At 56.2% G+C, this 16,131-nt stretch carries 14 protein-coding genes; 8 read left to right on the forward strand and 6 right to left on the reverse strand.

The annotated features are described in order from the left end of the window. Position 1: 1 nt before the first annotated feature. Positions 2-685, reverse strand: coding sequence for a hypothetical protein (locus VNX88_23220; protein ID HWY71597.1), 684 nt, complete (start codon positions 683-685; stop codon positions 2-4). A gap of 65 nt (positions 686-750) precedes the next feature. Continuing rightward, positions 751-3,843, reverse strand: a complete 3,093-nt coding sequence (locus VNX88_23225; protein ID HWY71598.1) for a POTRA domain-containing protein — start codon at positions 3,841-3,843, stop codon at positions 751-753. Positions 3,844-4,084: 241 nt separating this feature from the next. Here VNX88_23225 and VNX88_23230 point away from each other — a divergent pair, with 241 nt between their 5' ends. Continuing rightward, a complete protein-coding gene (locus VNX88_23230; protein HWY71599.1) occupies positions 4,085-5,119 on the forward strand; it encodes a ThiF family adenylyltransferase in 1,035 nt (344 codons plus the stop codon). A gap of 139 nt (positions 5,120-5,258) precedes the next feature. Here the strand turns inward: VNX88_23230 and VNX88_23235 are convergent, their stop codons facing one another. Beyond that, positions 5,259-5,540: a hypothetical protein gene (locus VNX88_23235; GenBank protein HWY71600.1), complete on the reverse strand. Its 282-nt coding sequence runs from the start codon at positions 5,538-5,540 to the stop codon at positions 5,259-5,261. A gap of 299 nt (positions 5,541-5,839) precedes the next feature. Between VNX88_23235 and VNX88_23240 the strand changes: the two genes are divergently transcribed. Beyond that, positions 5,840-6,706: a UbiA-like polyprenyltransferase gene (locus VNX88_23240; GenBank protein HWY71601.1), complete on the forward strand. Its 867-nt coding sequence runs from the start codon at positions 5,840-5,842 to the stop codon at positions 6,704-6,706. Positions 6,707-6,839: 133 nt separating this feature from the next. After that, entirely contained in the window at positions 6,840-8,834 is a 1,995-nt protein-coding gene (locus tag VNX88_23245) for a hydantoinase/oxoprolinase family protein (GenBank protein HWY71602.1), read from the forward strand. Positions 8,835-8,903: 69 nt separating this feature from the next. Here VNX88_23245 and VNX88_23250 read toward each other — a convergent pair whose 3' ends face one another. Continuing rightward, positions 8,904-9,149 carry a CsbD family protein gene (locus VNX88_23250; GenBank protein HWY71603.1) on the reverse strand — a complete coding sequence of 82 codons (246 nt, stop codon included), beginning with the start codon at positions 9,147-9,149 and terminating at the stop codon, positions 8,904-8,906. Between the two features lie 107 nt (positions 9,150-9,256). Then, positions 9,257-9,409, reverse strand: coding sequence for a lmo0937 family membrane protein (locus VNX88_23255; protein HWY71604.1), 153 nt, complete (start codon positions 9,407-9,409; stop codon positions 9,257-9,259). A gap of 228 nt (positions 9,410-9,637) precedes the next feature. Here VNX88_23255 and pheA point away from each other — a divergent pair, with 228 nt between their 5' ends. From pheA to VNX88_23280, 5 genes are all read left to right on the forward strand, one after another. Next, entirely contained in the window at positions 9,638-10,444 is an 807-nt protein-coding gene (pheA, locus tag VNX88_23260) for a prephenate dehydratase (GenBank protein HWY71605.1), read from the forward strand. A 228-nt stretch (positions 10,445-10,672) separates the two neighbouring features. Further along, positions 10,673-13,120, forward strand: coding sequence for an endopeptidase La (gene lon, locus VNX88_23265; protein HWY71606.1), 2,448 nt, complete (start codon positions 10,673-10,675; stop codon positions 13,118-13,120). A gap of 152 nt (positions 13,121-13,272) precedes the next feature. Further along, positions 13,273-13,698, forward strand: coding sequence for an OsmC family protein (locus VNX88_23270; protein HWY71607.1), 426 nt, complete (start codon positions 13,273-13,275; stop codon positions 13,696-13,698). 161 nt (positions 13,699-13,859) lie between these two features. Then, positions 13,860-14,957: a glycosyltransferase gene (locus VNX88_23275; GenBank protein ID HWY71608.1), complete on the forward strand. Its 1,098-nt coding sequence runs from the start codon at positions 13,860-13,862 to the stop codon at positions 14,955-14,957. Further along, positions 14,954-15,724, forward strand: coding sequence for a sugar phosphate nucleotidyltransferase (locus VNX88_23280; protein ID HWY71609.1), 771 nt, complete (start codon positions 14,954-14,956; stop codon positions 15,722-15,724). The genes VNX88_23275 and VNX88_23280 overlap by 4 nt, the downstream gene beginning before the upstream one ends. A gap of 43 nt (positions 15,725-15,767) precedes the next feature. Here VNX88_23280 and VNX88_23285 read toward each other — a convergent pair whose 3' ends face one another. After that, entirely contained in the window at positions 15,768-16,013 is a 246-nt protein-coding gene (locus VNX88_23285; protein ID HWY71610.1) for a hypothetical protein, read from the reverse strand. Positions 16,014-16,131: the final 118 nt, after the last annotated feature.

A 16,131-nucleotide genomic window follows, 5' to 3' on the forward strand; every position in this document is an offset into this window, starting at 1 on the left:
CTTACTGCTTCACTGCCTCGGTCGGACCGGTGACGTGCAACGGCAACGTACGCACGTCAGAAATATCTGGCGCCTTCTTATCGAGTCCAGACAGCGGCAATGATGGATCAAATGTCTGGATCCTGCTCTGCGTCCGCAGGGTCTTCAGCCAGTCGGAGATTAGCGCATTCACGCGCTCCTCGCGCAAGATCGCCTCGATCTGGTCCTGCACCTGATCCAGCGGAGGCACTGGCGCGAGAGCCTTCTTCTTCATTTCGGGAACAAACTTTGTGTCGTAATACGTCTGTACTGCGCGTGGTCCGACTCTGACCTCGGAGCGGAAGCGCAGATCTATGAAACGGAGAGTCTGAATTTCCTGGTTCACTCGACTTGCGATGTCCTCATCGGTGAGGCCGTATTGGGCGAGCAGGCGACGCCATCCTGAATCCGATTCGCCACCGGGGAGTTGTTTGCGCATTTCCAGAACGCGCGCGTCGAGATCTTCCTTTGTAACCGGAACCACGCCAAAGACTGCTACCTGATCGGCAATAAGATTCCGATCGACCAGACGCTCCAACGCGGCGATCTCGTCCTGAATCGTGACGTCGCTCTGTTTGCCTTCAGTAAGGTGAGTGAAGCGAGCCTCCTGCTCAACATCACTTCTCGTGATGGGATGGCGATCGACCGTGGCAACGATTCGATCCAACGTCTCTCCAGCACGCAAGGTTAGCGAGGCGAGCACCATCAACGAAATTAGGACCGCGTTTCGCATCAGAACGTTTGACCTATGCTGAAGAAGAAGTTGAACCTTCCTGTGTGATCAAGATACGGTCCACGCACAGGATCGTCTCTCACCGGAAAATACGTGGGGGTCAGGTTGTATCCAAAGTCTACCCGTACCGGCCCGATCGGGGTGCGATAGCGCACTCCTAGTCCTACTGCCTGCGCGATGTAGTTAAAGTCGCAGGCCGTTGTCGATTGTGGGTCGCAGGTCTCTTTGTGCGGCTGCGTCCAGTGGCCAAGACTGGGGAAGATGTCCCCCGGCGAAGTGAAGACGTTGCCAGCATCATGGAAGATGACCGCGCTCAGATTGTCGCCTACGTAGGGGAGAGCGATCGGTGGGCTGCGAAGTTCAAGATTGTTAAGGAATAGCCCATCGCCACCCAAGGGGAATCCTGTCGTGGCGTCGCGCGGCCCACCTTGATTGATGGCAAATCCGCGATGTGAATTGCTGCCACCGGTAAAGAATTTCTCCGGCAAAGGCACGATTCCCGCGATCGTGTTGCTTCCTGCATTGAAAGGTTCTTCCGCTCCGATGCGAGTGGAACGGGCAAAAGTCCACCTCCGCCCGCCGACGTTCTTGTTCTCGGCGAACGTGTGATAAGTCGAATTCTCCAGAAACACGCGGACATAGTTTGCCTGAGATCCAAAGACTCTCGAAGCGACGCCGAAATCGAGTGCGTAGTAGCTCCCCTTATGGGAATCGATCGGATCGTCGCGATGGTCACGAACATAGCTGACGCTGGGGATGCCTACGCGCACCGGACGAGAAAGCAATGGTATCAATTCGGGATTAATATGCAGCGTTGCCTCATCCACCTTCACCCGGCGATAGGTGAATTTATAGAGAAAACTTTCACCTCTGCGCCACTGCTGCAACACTTGGACGGAACCTTCGAGCCGCTCTGAGCTGAAGGTGAGCACGTTCTGAGTGCTGTCGTACAGGGCATTGAACGTCAGGGTTAAATCCTTGCGATTCAGCCAGTACGGCTGAACATAACTGAGGAGTGCGCGCTGCTGCAGGCGGCCAAGATTGGTGCGAAAAACGATGGTGTTATTTCGTCCACGAAAGTTGGCGCGGGTTACGCCAAGAGTAACAAGCGGACTGAATCCTGTTGCGCCTCCGGGATTGCACACCTGGGTTGAAGTTGGATTCGCAGTGAGATTCTCGCAGTCGCTGCGCACGTTGCCCGTCTGCACCTGGAATCCAATACCGTAATCGATGGTGTAGCGCTTGGCCTCTTCCAGCTGCATCATGAGATTCTTTTTGTCCACATTGCCATCGGGATTCGCCGGCGCGACATCGACCTGATTGAAGATGCTCAAGTCGTAGAGCTTTCGCTGGGTATTCAGGATTAGCGACTGGCTCATGGGTTCGCCTTCCTTGATCTCAAACTCACGATCCACGACAAAGGGCTTTGTATATCTCAGACCTGAGATCAGGATTTTGTCGACGAACACCTGGCGGCCCTCGGTGAGCTTGAAAGCTACGTCCTGTCGATTGGGCGTATCGGGCGAAGGATTCGTGGTGGTCTCTATCTGCACATCGGGAAAACCGCGATCGAAGTAGTAGCTCACGATGGAATCGCGATCGTTAGCGAGCAAGTAACTGGAATATGGCTGTCCCGGAATGGTACTGAGCTGGTCAAGCAAGACGTCGTGAGAGAAGGCCGTATTCCCCGTTATGGTCACAGACTTCACCAGCGTCTGCGGGCCTTCATCGATGTCGATCTGCACTTGCAGACGCCCGGGCTTTCCCTGGTAGTTATCCGCCACCTTGGAATTCGTCTTCACTGCCTGAAATCCGTTGGCCTGATACAGCGCGGTAATTACGGAGAGATCGCGATCGAGCAGCGCCGAACTGAACAGGCCATGCCGCTGGAGAGCATCGGCGGGCTGGATCGCCATCCGCTCCCGAATCGTCTCTTTCGGGAAGTACTTGTTGCCATTAATAACTAAGTCTTTAAACGTATGACGGTTGTTCCTGTCGACATCAAAGATCACAAGTTGGCGCTCGTCCTTCTTCGACAGAGTCGAGGTTACTTTTACATCGAAGTATCCCTGCCTCTGAAAGTAGTCGCGCAAGTTTCGCCGGCCTTCACTAAGCAGGTCTTCGTCGACGGCGCCTTCTTCGTAGATCGGCACATATTTCTTGATAAGCCCGCGACGCATGTGCGCTCCCTCTACGCGAACATCGACGATCGGACCGCGGTTGATCTCAAACACATAGTCCAACCGATTGGTGTCGTTGTGATAGTTACGATCGACCATCGACACCTGCGCCGCTAGGCGATCGCTTTTTTGATACTTTTTGTGAAGGCGTGTAAAGGCCCGGCTCAAATGTGAGGCGGCAACCGAATCGCCGGGATGAAGCTTCGCGATGCTGCGAATCTTGCCGTCAGGATAACCGGGGTCTCCTTTCACCATCACCTGTCCAACCCGAGCATGCTGGCCGCGCTCCACAACAAAGCTGAGTTCGATGCGCTGATGCTGCGGATCAATCGAAGAATCCATGCGGATGGTGGGCGCAAAGTAGCCATCTTCGGCCAGTATCCGCTTCATGCGCTCGATACCCGCAGCTACAAGGTCTTCGTCGAACTCTCCCCCGATCTGCAGCTTGCTGCCATTCACTAACTGGTTAGCTGTGGGAGGTCGTGGAGCTCCATACACGACCATGCTGCCGATGAACAGCTTTTCTTCGACTACGAAATCCAAATCGAGAGAGCGGTCAGGATACGGCGTGACCTCGGCTGCGATAGTTCGGAATCGGCCCGTGGCGAACAATTGCTGCAAGCTGGCATGCACATTGGTTCTGTCAAGAATTTGACCCGGCTGTAAGGGGATCGACTTGAGCAGTTCGCTCTGAGCCGTGCGTTGCGCGCTCTTGAAACTGATGCTGCGCACCCGGTATCCGGAATAGCGCGCGAAAGCGCTGGCTGTCTGACTGGGGGCAGGTGTGGCCCCGGCTTCATTCTGGCCCTGAGCCGGCTTGAGGCTTACAGCTTTAGAAGACGACTGCGCGGCAGGACAAGGAATGACCCAAAGGAGAAGGAAACCCAGCGCAAGTGCGCTCCTCAGGATCATAAACCTCAGCGCGCGGTCCGCAGAGCCCGAGAAATCGGAGAGGACTGCCAGCCCGGGCGATCTTTGCTGCACGGCTGTCCCGTGCCCTGCGCTTCGCAGAAAAATTAGGCTCTCCCCCTGCTCGTTAGTTGTCGCATGGACGCGCAAGGGGACTGCCGGTCGCAGATGTCAGGATGCACACGCCTATAATAATGGTGATTCGTTAAAGTGAAGCCCTCATCATGGGCCGCGAAGCAGGGAAATGACCCCCAAAATCGAGCCCTCCCCCTTTCAAGACCGCTACTCCCGGCAGGCCCTGTTTGCGCCCATCGGCCCTGAGGGGCAAAAACGCATTCGGCAGTCGAAAGTCGCGTTGGTAGGATGCGGTGCCATTGGAGCCTCGACATGCACCCTGCTGGCACGAGCGGGCGTCGGCACCCTGCGAATCATCGATCGGGACTACGTCGAACCCAGTAACCTTCAGCGCCAAGTGCTCTTTGACGAAGAGGACGCGCGCCAGAGTTTCCCCAAGGCCGAAGCCGCCGCGCGCAAGATCGCAGGGATCAACTCCGAGGTTGCAGTCGAACCTCATGTAAAGGATCTGACACCGCAGACCATTCACCTGCTGGAACAGGCCGACTTGATCCTTGACTGCACCGACAACTTTGAGACCCGCTACTTGATCAACGATTTCGCGGTGAAGAATGGGGTCCCCTGGATCTATGCCGCTGCCGTGGGCTCCTACGCCGTCACGATGAATGTGGTTCACGGAGAGACCGCGTGCCTCGCCTGCATGTTTCCCAAGCCGCCGAGCGGCACGTTCGCAACTTGCGAAACCGCCGGCATATTGAACAGCGCAGCCAATCTCGTGGCATCGCTTCAGGTCACCGAAGCGCTGAAGTTGATGGTCGGTGCGCGGGAAGCATTGCGCCGCTCATTGCTTTCCCTTGATCTTTGGAGCAACGAGCGCTCCGAGATCTCCGCGGCCCAACCGCGTCCCGATTGCAGCGTTTGTGCCGAGCGCAAGTTCGAGTACCTGGAAGGCAAGGCCCGGCCGCAGATCACGTTGTGCGGGCGTAACTCGGTACAGATCCACGAACGCGAACGTCCGGTGGATTTCAACGAGATGAGTTCGCGTCTCTCGCCCCACGGTCAAGTTCGTTACAACGAAATGGTTCTGAAGTTCTGGAGAGAGACCTACGAAATGACCCTGTTCCGAGACGGCCGAGCGATCATCAAGGGCACTACTGATCCGATGGTGGCGAGAAGTCTGTATGCGAAGTTTGTGGGAACGTGAGGAGGAATCGGGTCATCGGGTGATCGGGTGAAGTAAACAGCCGAAGTGACGGCGAAACTAAGGGCAGCGTAATGAGTTGAGGATGAGAGCTGTACCAAGGAGTTTGAGAAAGTCGCGGTCAGGTTTTCACTTCACCCGATCAACCGATTCTTCTTAGTCTCTGAGCGGTTGGCGATGCGATCAATTGCACGTGCTCGCCCCGTGGGACGCGCTTACTTCGCATTTCGGCCACGCAATCATCGAGCAAGGTCAGATACATATTCGCCATCTCGAGGGCGGCCTCTTCGGTATGCTCGTGTCCCCAATACAAGACGTCCGGGGAACTTTCGTGTCGTAAGGCGTAGCGGAATCTCTCGCGATGCGTGGTCGGATCGAACATCCGACTGATCTCTGCCAGGTGCTTTACGCCTTTGATTACCATAGTAACTCCGGGGAAGATAGCATCCCGCTACTCCCAATGGGATGCAATCAAAAGCGGAAAGGTGTGCCGGGGGAGTAAACAAAATCGGGTGATCGGGTCATCGGGTGAAGTGAAATCCGGCGTTCGGCGTTCGGCGGTCGGCTTTCGGCTTGGCATCGTTCTTTTGTTATCTCACGAACGGGAATCTACAAAAGCGCCCAGCGGAAAGTAATTCCTGAGCTTTCACTTCACCCGATGACCCGATGGCCCGATCACCCGATTCTTCATCGCCTCATGTATCCATGGTTACAATGATTCGAATGTCCACCCTCCACAACGTCCGCGTCTCGCTGGAGATGATCAAGTGGGAGCATTCGGTGTTTGCGCTTCCCTTCGCGCTTTGCGGAGCGATGCTTGCCGCGCGTGGATGGCCCTCGCCTTGGCAGTTATTGTGGATCGTAGTTGCCATGGTGAGTGCACGCTCAGCAGCGATGGCTTTCAATCGTTACGCTGACGCTGAGATCGACGCAGCCAACCCTCGCACTCGGTCGCGCGCGGTACCTGCGGGAATCCTGAGTAAGCAATTCGTGGCTGTTTTCGTGATTGCCGCCAGCGCGATTTTCATTTTGGCCGCGGCGATGCTCAATCGGCTGACGCTCCTGCTTTCGCCGGCCGCGCTGGGAGTCATCTTTTTGTATTCCTACACGAAGCGCTTCACGCGCTGGTCGCACTTGGTGCTCGGATTCGGGCTCGGCGTGGCTCCTGCGGCTGCATGGATTGCCGTTCGTGGTTCGCTTGATCCCCGAATTCTGCTGCTAACGGGAGTCGTCACTTTTTGGGTGGCCGGCTTCGATGTTCTCTACGCCTGCCAGGACTATGAATTCGACAGCAGCGTGGGGCTGCACTCGCTTCCGCGGCACTATGGAATTTCGGGAGGACTGTTGATCGCGCGGCTGATGCACGTCCTGATGCTGCTCTTGCTCGTAGCAGTCGTAGCCGCTTTTGGACTGGGCAGAGTTGCCATTAGCGGGGTAATTGTGGTGGCGCTGCTGCTTGCATATGAGCACTCGCTCGTCTCTTCCCGCGATCTATCAAAGTTGAATGCCGCGTTTTTCACGATGAACGGCGTGATTGCTGTGGTCCTGTTCATATTTGTTGCCGCTGACTTACTCGTGCGCCACTCCTGAGATTCGTGGCACGGCCGCCCTCGGCTGTGATCTAAGCAGAATGCACAGGCGAGGGCGCCTGTGCCAAATGTGTCTCTGAATTCCCTGGAGAACACACCTGGCGCCTAAACCAACAGACAGAAAGCCGCTGCGCATCGCCGTCGACACCGGCGGCACCTTCACTGATTGCGTCTGGATTGAGAACGGCCGCCAACAGATCCTCAAAGTCTTCTCGACCCCTCACGATCCGTCGGAAGCCATTGCCAACGCAGTCGCTCGCATCGTCGGGAACTCAAACCGGGAAATCGTTTTGTTGCACGGCACTACGGTCGGCACCAACGCACTGCTGCAGCGAAAAGGCGCCCGCACGGCGCTGGTTACGACGGCGGGATTTGAAGACGCCATCGAGATTGGTCGGCAGGCGCGTCCAAATCTTTACGACTTGAACGTTCGCCGCATTGAACCGCTCGTGCCGCGTGACCTGCGCTTCGGAGTTGCTGAGCGCACGCGCCCCGACGGCAGCATTGAGCGCACGGCTTCGAAAGACGACCTCAATGAGCTTCGTTCCAAAATCCGGAAGAGTGGAGCCGAATCGATTGCGGTGTGCCTGTTGTTCTCATTTGTGAATGTCACCAATGAAGAGCAAGTTGAGCGTGAACTTGGAACATTGAATGTTCCCCTTTCTCTATCGCATCGCATACTTCCAGAGTTTCGCGAATACGAGCGTATGAGCACAGTCGTGGTCAATGCGTACCTGCAGCCGCTGATGCAGCGCTACTTGGAGAGCCTGCGTCTACGGCTTTCGAAGACTACAGAAGCAAAGCTCTTCGTTATGCAGTCCAGCGGCGGAATCACCGCGCTGGAAGCTGCCGCATCGCAGCCGGTGCGAACGGTGCTCTCGGGTCCGGCTGGAGGCGCCGTCGGCGCGCTGGAGATGGGGCGCAGGGCGGGCTTTGCCCAAATCATTTCGTTTGACATGGGTGGGACATCAACCGATGTAGCCCTGCTGGAAGGACGTCTGCACGTTACATCGGAGGCGGAGATCGCAGGCCTGCCGGTGCGAGTCCCAATGCTGAACATTCACACCGTCGGCGCAGGCGGTGGATCGCTGGCGCGCATCGATGCCGGCGGGGCACTGCGCGTGGGGCCGGAGTCGGCCGGTGCCGATCCTGGTCCGATCTGCTATGGCAAAGGCACCCAACCGACAGTCACAGACGCCAACTTGCTCCTCGGCCGTTTGCGTCCGGAGAATTTTCTTGGAGGCGAATTCCATCTCGACCTCGAGCGGACTCGATCGACCTTTGCGGAGTGGATCAAGAAACATCGTCTGAAGTGGTCGGCTGAAGAGTTGGCGGCTGGGATCATCCGCGTGGTGAATGCCACGATGGAGAAGGCTATTCGCGTGGTGTCCATTGAACAAGGCTATGATCCGCGCGATTTTGCTCTGCTCTCCTTCGGAGGCGCCGGCGCATTGCATGCATGCGATCTGGCGTCCGCGCTTTCCCTCTCGCGAGTAATAGTTCCGCCGGCACCAGGGGCACTCTCGGCATATGGAATCCTCGCCAGCGATGTGGTCAAAGACTACTCGCGCACGGCTCCGATGCTGCTCTCCGCAGAGCGATTTAGCCGTTTGAGCAAGGAAATCGGAGCCAGTTTTAACAAGCTCACGGAGAGTGTAAATCGTGATTACGCGAATGAAGGATGGAAAGGGAAAGTCAAAATGGAGTGTTCAGTGGACGTGCGATATCAAGGACAGGGCTACGAGCTGAACATTCCCTGGCGCAACACCACGGCTCTCCTCGAAGATTTTCACGCGGCACATCAGCGGCGATTTGGATACAGTCATAACAACAAGAAGATCGAATTAGTGACGCTGCGCGTGCGAGCTTCTCTCCCACAGTCAAGCGGAAGTATGGCGAGCGCTCCGTCGAGACGGGCCGCCAAGGTCGCGGCGGCACGCGCGTCGGTTTATTTCGATGGAAGACCGGTCAATACCCGGGTTCTCCAGCGAGATTCTCTTTCTCCGGGCTTCTCTGCATCAGGACCGCTGGTTGTGACTGAGTACACAGCCACGACGGTGGTTCCTCCTGGATGGAAGCTGAGCGTGCATGGTGCCGGAGCGCTGCTGATACGCAAGGGTGTCCGCTAAGCGACATCCGGTGCCAACAAAGAAAAAAGGGCACTCAATGAGCACCCTTTTTTGACTTCAAATTCCGAATCAAGCAATGTCGCGTTCGCGATCGTCCTCGATGTCACGATTCTCTTTGTCTACATCGCGTTCGAGGTCACGCTTCGCGTCACGAACTGTGTCTTTTACATTGCCCCAGGCGTTTTGCACTTTGCCTTTCGCTTCCTCAGCGGCGCCTTCGCCTTGTGTTTTGGCATCGCCGGTCCACTCTCCAACCTGGCGCTTTGCCCGTCCGGCTACTTCGTCCATCTTTCCCTTAATACGATCCTTGTCCATATGACTCATCTCCTCCGCTTCCCTTCAGGCTTCAAGCCTGAACCTGTCCTCAATTGGTCTTTCCAGGTTTCTGAATCGCTCGACTCCCGCTGTAGCGGAACTACATGCTACAGAGCTGTGCGTCGTCCGGTGAGTAGCTGAAATACCAGAGCTACAAGAGCCAGGACGAGCAGCAGATGAATAAATCCGCCGAGCGTGTAGCTGCTCACAACTCCGATTAACCAGAGCACGAGCAGGATGACAAATAGGGTCCAAAGCATCTGCCCTACCTCCTACCAGGTTTCCGAAATGCGCTGGTAGGTATGAGTGGTTCTGCGAAACTGAGGTTGCAGGCGATCGAGAGCTGCGCGACCGAGCAGCTGCTTGTATTTACAATGCAAAGGAAGAATCGGGAGATCGGGCCATCGGGTGATCGGGTGAAGTGAGTTGCTGGTTGCCGAGAGTCCCACTTCGAGGAACAAACAATTCGAGCAAGACCTTTTACAGTCATGATTATTGCGATCCAAGGTGAAGCTGGTTCTTTCAGTCACGAAGCTGCTCTAGCGATGGTGCCTGATTGCATAGTGTTCCCCTGCTCACGTTCGGCCGAAGTCTTCGACCGTGTACTCAAAAAGAAGGCCCAAGCCGCAGTGATCCCAATCGAGAACACGTTGGCGGGGCCTGTGACCGAGCACTTCGATCTGCTCCTCGACCACCCTCTCTTCATTAAGCGCGAGTACCCGCTCCGCATCCGGCACAATCTGATCGCAGCACCCGGGGTGAAGTTTGCGCAAATTCGCCGCGTGCTCTCCCACCCAGTTGCGCTGGACCAATGCCGGAGGTTCTTCAGCGATCATCCGAAAGTTCAGCAAGTCCCGTTTTATGACACTGCAGGAAGCGTGAAACACGTCGTTGAGAAAGGTGAGAAGGATGGCGCTGGGATCGCCAGCCGTCAGGCAGCCGTGGAGTACGGGGCCAAAGTCCTCAAAGCTGGAATTGAGGACAATGCAAAGAACTTCACCCGCTTTCTGTTCATTTCCCCTGGCGAGCGCTGGGCACAGGATGCAGACAAGATTTCCTTGGCATTTTCCGTGCCCGATCAGCCCGGCGCGCTCTTCAAGGCGCTTGCCGTCTTCGCCTTGCGAGACATCTCACTGAGCAAGATTGAATCCCGGCCGGTGAAGGGACATCCCTGGCAGTACGTCTTCTATGCAGATCTCAAGTCAGGACGAACGACGGCTTCGGAGAATGCGTTACGCCATCTGCGAGAGATATGTCCGATGGTGAAAGTGCTTGGAGTCTACAAGGCTCGTTGAAGCGCCAGAGTGCGTCTCTGAGACGCAGTGGCGGGCGGCGGAGCCGTTCGGTCGTGGAGGCTCTCCGGCACTAGGTTTTCTCCCAGTTCACGTTTTGCGCTGGGGCGATATACCTGAGTACAATTCCCTGCGCCTCGAACGGCTGGTTCGCCACGCTTGGAATCGTTTTCGTAGGTTGAGTCATCTATTATCAAGCTCGAAGGAACCGCTCATTTATAAGGCACTTATATGGCAGAAACCACTAAGGCAACTAAGAACGAAAGCATTTCCGAGTCGACCAAAGGTACTCAACTGCCCGAGGGTGAACGCACGCTGCCGGTGCTTCCGGTACGCGACACAGTGCTTTTCCCTCACGCAGTATTGCCCTTGACGGTCGGCCGCGAAAGTTCGGTCCAGTTGATTAATCAGCTGGGCGAAGAAAAATCCATTGTCGTTGTGGCGCAGCGCGAGGCCCGCGTTGACATCCCACAACCGACAGACCTATACAGCATCGGCACTCTGGCGACGGTCCATAAAGTCGTGAAAATGCCGAACCAGAGCTTGTTTGTTTTCACAGAGGGCGTGGAGCGTGTTCACGTTCGCGATTACGAACAGCTCACACCATTCATGCGCGCCACGGTCGAGACGATTTCAGAAAGCAAGATTGACACTGGACCGGAGATCGAGGCGCTGCAACGCAACGTCTTGACGCTATTTCAGCAGATCGTTACCGGTTCGCCCACGCTCTCTGATGAGCTTCAGACTGTAGCTATCAACATTGAAGAACCGGGAAGGCTCGTGGATTTCATCGCGTCGTCACTGCCGTCCCTATCGACGACCGACAAGCAAGAGATCCTGGAGATCACCGACGTCAAGCTTCGGCTCCAGAAGATCAACAAACACCTCGCTAAGGAACTCGAGGTTCAGCAGCTGCGCAACAAGATTCAGACGGAGGTTCAGGACCAGGTGCAGCAGTCGCAACGCGAGTACTACTTGCGCGAACAGATGAAGGCCATCCAGAAAGAGCTGGGTGAGCAGGATGAAACTCAGCGCGACACCGAGGATCTGAAGAAGAAGATCGAAGCCGCCGGTATGCCTGAGGACGTGAAGAAGGAAGCTCTCAAGGAGCTGACGCGGCTCGGCCGTATGTCACCGATGGCCGCTGACTACTCACTTACTCGCAGCTACATCGAATGGCTTGCGGTTCTGCCGTGGAGCAAGTCGTCGGGGACTGATGTTGATATCACCAAGGCGAAGGAGATACTCGACGAAGATCACTACGACCTGCAGAAGGTGAAAGATCGCATTCTGGACTACCTGTCGGTTCGCAGACTAAAGCCGGGAATGAAGGGTCCGATCCTCTGCTTTGTTGGTCCTCCGGGCGTTGGCAAGACTTCGCTCGGGCGCAGTATTGCGCGCTCGCTGGGACGCAAGTTCGCTCGTATCTCACTCGGCGGCATGCATGACGAGGCTGAGCTTCGCGGACACCGCAGGACATACATTGGCGCGCTGCCGGGGCAGATCATTCAGAACCTGCGCCGAGCTGAAACCAACGATCCCGTCTTTATGATGGACGAAGTGGACAAGCTCGGGCGCGACTTCCGTGGTGACCCGGCGTCGGCCCTGCTCGAGGTTCTTGACCCGGAGCAGAATTTTACGTTCCGCGACAACTATCTGGACGTCCCATTCGATCTCTCGAAGGTGCTGTTCATATGCACGGCGAACATGCTCGATCCCATTCCGGAACCGCTGCGTGATCGCATGGAAATCATCGAGCTGCAGGGATATATCGAGGACGAAAAAGTCCATATCGCGTACCGCTATCTGATCCCGCGCCAGATCGAAGAAAACGGAATCACGGCAGAGCAGATCGAGTTTCCGGAAGAAGGCGTGCGCTACATCATCCGGCACTACACGCGCGAGGCTGGTGTTCGTAACCTCGAACGCAACATCGGGACCATGTGCCGCAAGCAGGCGCGTCGCATCGCCGAAGGCAAGACCGACAAGCTGGTTGTTACCAAAGAGATCGTTCAGGAATTCCTGGGCGGCATCAAGGTGCGGGTGGACACGGAAATCGCCGAACGCACCAAGCGTCCGGGTGTAGCCGTGGGACTTGCGTGGACTCCAGCAGGCGGCGACGTGCTGTTTATCGAGGCTAACAAGATGAAGGGCAAGGGCGGCTTCACCATGACCGGCCAGCTTGGCCAGGTGATGCAGGAGTCGATGCAGGCCGCGCTGACCTGGGTCCGCTCTAATGCGAGGCAGTTGGGTCTGGACGAAGAGTTCCTTAAGGAACTGGACATTCACATCCACGTGCCCGCAGGCGCGGTTCCCAAAGACGGACCTTCAGCAGGTGTAACCATGGCAACAGCCTTGGTTTCCCTTCTGACGGCTAAGCAAGTGCATCCCCTGACGGCCATGACTGGTGAAATCACTCTCAGCGGCAATGTACTACCTGTAGGCGGTATCAAGGAGAAGGTACTCGCGGCAAAGCGCGCAGGCGTTCGTGATGTAATTCTTCCGTCGGAGAATCGCCAGAACGTCGAAGAGGATTTGACGCCTGAACAGCTCGAAGGATTGAAGGTCCATTACGTGAACAGCATCGATGAGGCGCTCAACATCGCTCTACCACACGATGAGGCCGAGATTCGCCACGACGCCGAAGAGCGCGAGCACGTGCTCCAGAGCGTCAGCTAATCGACAAAAGTAAAATAAGTAGAGACGCAGCACGCTGCGTCTCTTTTTTGTCGCAAAGCATAGGAATAAACCTTTTGCGTTTCAGTCGACGGAGCGGCGCAAGCATTTGTTATGCTGGATAGTTTTCTACGTCATTCTGAAGGAGCAAGATCATGCTAAGAACTGCCAACGCGCAGTGGAAGGCCGGACTCAAGGACGGCAAGGGTACGATTTCGACTGCCAGCGGAACGCTTTCGAACACGCAGTACTCGTTTGGCACGCGCTTCGAGAGCGGCAAGGGCACGAATCCCGAAGAGCTGATTGCGGCCGCTCATGCTGGATGTTTTTCGATGGCGCTCAGTGCAGAACTTGGCAAAGCCAGCATCACTCCTGAAAGCATCGAGACCAAGTGCACCGTAACCTTCGAAAAGACCGATGCCGGCTTCACCATCACCGAGAGTCATCTGGATGTGAAGGCCCGAATTCCCGGTGGCAACAAAGCTGCCTTCGACAAAGCTACTATCGATGCAAAGGCGGGATGCCCAATTTCCCGCGTCTTGAATACTAAAATTACGTTGTCGGCCAGCCTGGAGAGTTGAATTCCGACTGCGCATCTTTACCCAACCGAGATAACTCGACGGCCACCGGCTGGTGCCGAGTTTGCATCTTAACGGTAAGCAGCTCTGCCCTGGCGGTGTCATCGAGCCGGGAACTGTATCTCTCTCTGAGTTACTGAGCGATCTGCTGCCGGGAGAAGCGGGTGAAGATCACGATCTTCGGGCTTACCATTTCCTCGTCCTGGGGCAACGGACACGCCACGCCATATCGCGCCATTCTTAAGGCCCTTCACCGCCAAGGACACAATGTCACGTTCTTCGAGAAAGATGTTCCCTACTACGCGAAACACCGCGACTTCGACGAGTGCGGTTACTGCCACCTAAATCTGTACTCGGATTGGGATAGCGTTCGCAGCGTGGCACTGGAGTGTTCCGCGGATTCGGATGCAGTGATCTGCGCAAGCTTCTGCCCTGACGGCATCCGGATCGTCGACGAAATCCTGGATCTCCCTCGGCCAGTGAAGGTCTTCTACGATCTTGACACTCCGGTCACGTTGGCATCGTTGGAACGAGGCGAGACGGCCTATCTTCGTGCTGGACAGATTCGGGAATTTGACTTGTATCTCTCATTTACTGGTGGCCGCACCATCGACGAACTTGTATCCCGTTGGGGAGCACGAATGGCCTTCCCCTTGTATGGATGCGTCGATACCGAAACGCACGTTCGGGTGGACGTTCCTGCCGAGTACTGCTGCGATTTCAGCTACATGGGAACCTATGCGGCCGATCGCCAGCAAAAGTTGGAAACGCTATTCCTGGAACCTGCGCGCAAGCTCCCAGCGAGTAAGTTCGTGTTGGCGGGTTCACTGTATCCGTGGCAGTGGCAGTGGCCTGCAAACGTCCAACGCTTCGAGCACGTGTCGCCGGCCGACCATCCGGCTCTGTATTCCTCGTCGCGGCTTACGCTCAACATAACGCGCAGCGACATGGCGTGCTGGGGATACTGTCCCTCCGGCCGCTTCTTCGAGGCTGCCGCCTGCGGCACGCCAATTATTACGGATTGGTTCGAAGGTCTCGATCATTTTTTCGACTGTGACCGGGAACTCCTGATCGGCAACACGGCTGAAGATGTAATCGCTGCCATCAATCTTCCCGATTCAGAACTCGCAACCATCGCTGCCCGCGCAAGAGAGCGTACCCTGCGCGAGCATACCGGGGAGCGGAGAGCGCAGGAACTCGTCTCTGCGCTGGAGGCCGCAAGCCGAAGCTCCATGCAGCGCGCAAGGAGTGAAGTCGCATGATGGGAATTATTCCCGCCGCAGGCATAGGACAACGCATTCAGCCTCTCGGTTGTTCGAAAGAGCTTCTTCCCGTGGGATCGCGCCTCGTGGACGGTGTGGAACGGCCGAAAGCCGTCGCTGAATATCTTGTCGAGCGCATGATTGCTGCGGGCGCGGAGCAGATATGCATGGTGATCTCGGCGGAGAAAACCGACCTCATCCGATACTTCGCAGAGCGGGACTATGCTGCCGAGATCTTCTATGTATTGCAGCAGAAGCCGCAGGGACTCTGTGACGCCTTATTCCGCGCTCAGCCATTCGCAATCCATCATGAGCGAATTCTGATCGGCCTTCCCGACACCATCTGGTTTCCTGAAAACGGATATAGACCCGCCCTCTCGATGGTCAACGGGCCCGGAGACGTTGGTCTGCTGCTCTTCCCAGTAACGAACCCGTCGGCGTTTGACGCAGTAATTTCCGATGAGCACGGATACGTGAAGGAAGTCGAAGTAAAACGCTCAGGGCCGCATTCCCACTGGGTGTGGGGCGCGGTGACCAGCACCGGCGAGGCATTCCAGAATCTCAAATTACTATGGGAATCGCGTCACCGGCAGGACGAATATCTAGGCCACCTGCTTAACGCATACATCGCTGCAGGAAATATTGTTCGTGCCACATGCGCCGGCGAGATCTACCTGGACGTGGGAACGCTGGAGGGATATCACCAAGCACTCAATTTCCTGCGAGACCAAAGGTCAGTGCATGACGAAAACACACGAGCAGCCTGAATCGGGAACACTAAGCGCACGATGGGACGAACTGCCAGACAGACTAAGTGCTGCGCGAACGCAGAATCTCCCTGACTTCGCGGTTAATTCGTGCGGCATCCCGCGTCGCATTGTCGATCAATCCAGCCCAGCGCTTCGAGGTCTCATCCAGCTTGGACTGGCTCAGCAGGTAAGACGCTTGCATGATGGTTTCCAGTGAGTTGCTCAAATCGTGAGCAAGCCGCCGCAGTTCCGTACTAATGTCGGAGGGGATTTTCGAAGTCGGTTCCATCTGTGTCTGGGCAAACATCTTAACCTTCCAGGCTTACGGGTTGAAGTTCCCTGTACCCGTTAGAAGCAGAAGCAATGATTTGAGTTGTTTACGTAACACCCACGCCGGTTACCTAGGAAGCGTTCGCCCGATGCGC

It is taken from the genome of Terriglobales bacterium (assembly GCA_035567895.1).
Classification (GTDB): Bacteria; Acidobacteriota; Terriglobia; order Terriglobales; family Acidobacteriaceae; genus Gp1-AA112.